This window comes from Amnimonas aquatica (assembly GCF_002943415.1).
GTDB classification, from domain to species: Bacteria; Pseudomonadota; Gammaproteobacteria; order Pseudomonadales; family Moraxellaceae; genus Perlucidibaca; species Perlucidibaca aquatica_A.
Genome location: NZ_PTQZ01000264.1, coordinates 1 through 1963 on the forward strand (window position 1 = coordinate 1; position 1963 = coordinate 1963).

General features: G+C 70.9%; 2 protein-coding genes. Both read left to right on the top strand.

What is annotated here, in order from left to right; genetic code table 11:
- The first annotated feature begins 67 nt into the window (after window positions 1-67).
- Window positions 68-1075, top strand: coding sequence for an oxygen-dependent coproporphyrinogen oxidase (gene hemF, locus C5O18_RS08860; RefSeq protein WP_105193230.1), 1008 nt, complete (start codon window positions 68-70; stop codon window positions 1073-1075).
- Window positions 1072-1920: a shikimate dehydrogenase gene (gene aroE, locus C5O18_RS08865; RefSeq protein WP_105193232.1), complete on the top strand. Its 849-nt coding sequence runs from the start codon at window positions 1072-1074 to the stop codon at window positions 1918-1920. Before hemF ends, aroE begins: the two co-directional genes overlap by 4 nt.
- Window positions 1921-1963: the final 43 nt, after the last annotated feature.

Here is a 1963-nt window from a genome sequence, read left to right on the forward strand (position 1 = left end):
CCGGCCCACCGAAATCCGCGATCTGACGAGCCGGCGCGTGCTGCGTGCGGGCTGACCGGAGCTGCTCATGAGCGTTGTCGATATCCAGGCTGTGAAAACCTATCTGCTCGACCTCCAGGATCGTATTTGCGCGACCCTGTCCGCCGTCGACGGCAGCCCGTTCCGCGAAGACAGCTGGACCCGTGGCGAGGGCGAGTCGCTGGGTGGCGGCGGTCGCACCCGCGTGCTCGAGGGCGGTACGGTGATCGAGAAGGGCGGCGTTAATTTCTCGCATGTCACCGGCGCCCGCCTGCCGGCTTCGGCCACGGCGCACCGGCCCGAGCTGGCCGGCCGCCGCTTCCAGGCGCTGGGCGTGTCGCTGGTCATCCACCCGCGCAACCCGTACGCGCCGACATCGCACGCGAATGTCCGCTGCTTCGTCGCCGAGGCCGATGGCGAGGCGCCGGTGTGGTGGTTCGGCGGCGGCTTCGACCTCACGCCCTACTACGGCTTCGACGAGGACTGCCAGCACTGGCACCGGGTCGCCGCCGAGGCCTGCGCACCCTTTGGCGATGCAATCTACCCGCGCCTGAAGACCTGGTGCGACGAGTACTTCTTCCTCAAGCACCGCAACGAGCCGCGCGGCATCGGCGGCCTGTTCTTCGACGACTGGAGCGAGGGCGGCTTCGACAGCGCCTTCGCCTTCATGCGCAGCGTCGGCGATGGCTATCTCGCGGCCTACGAGCCCATCCTGCGGCGTCGCAAGGACACGCCCTGGGGCGAGCGCGAGCGCGAGTTCCAGTGCATTCGTCGCGGCCGCTATGTCGAGTTCAACCTGGTCTGGGACCGTGGCACGCTGTTCGGCCTGCAGACCGGCGGCCGTACCGAATCCATCCTCATGTCGCTGCCCAGCGAGGTGAGCTGGCGCTACGACTGGCATCCGGAGCCCGGCAGCGCCGAGGCCCGGCTGCACGAGCGCTATCTGCAGCCGCGTGACTGGTGGCCGCAGATCGGCCTGTCCGCCACCGAACGGCTGGCTGCGCGTCAGGCGCCCGCCGGCGGGGCGGATGCCAGGGCTGACGGAGCATCGGCATGACCGACCGTTACGCCGTCATCGGGCATCCGATCGCGCACAGCAAGTCGCCGCGCATCCACGCCGCCTTCGCCGCCGAGACCGGGCAGGACCTGAGCTACGAGGCGCTGCTGGCGCCGCTGGACGACTTCGCCGGCACCTGGCGTCGCTTCGTCGCCGCTGGCGGTCGCGGCGCCAACGTCACCGTGCCCTTCAAGGAAGAGGCCTGGCGGCTGTGCGACGTGCGTTCGCCGCGCGCCGAGCAGGCTGGCGCGGTCAACACGCTGAGCGTGGATGCCGATGGCCGCGTGCGTGGCGACAACACCGATGGCGTCGGCCTGGTGCGTGACATCGCCGACAATGCCGGCTGGCCCCTGGTCGGCCGGCGCGTGCTGCTGCTGGGCGCCGGCGGCGCCGCCCGTGGCGTGGTCGGACCGCTGCTGGCCGCCGGCGCCGGCGAGGTCCTGATCGCCAACCGCACCGCCGACAAGGCGGTGGCGCTGGCTGCGCTGTTCGGCAGCGCCGGCGCTGCACCGCTGCCGGTCTCCGGCCTGGCGCTGGCCGCGCTGGCGGAAAGCGCTGCCGCCATGCCCTGCGATGTCATCATCAATGCCACCAGCGCCAGCCTCCAGGGCGAGCGCCTGGGCCTCGCGGACGGCTGGTTCCACGGCGCCACGGCGGTTTATGACATGATGTACGGCGCCGAGACGCCCTTCCTCGCCTGGGCGCGGGAAGCCGGCCTGCAGCAGCGGCGGGACGGTCTCGGCATGCTGGTCGAACAGGCCGCGGAGGCCTTTTTCATCTGGCGTCAGGTGCGTCCGCGGACCGATGCCGTCATGGCCGCGCTACGCGCGAACCTGCCGTCCTGACCCCGGGTTTCCGGGCCATCCCAAGGAGAAACGCATGAAGAAA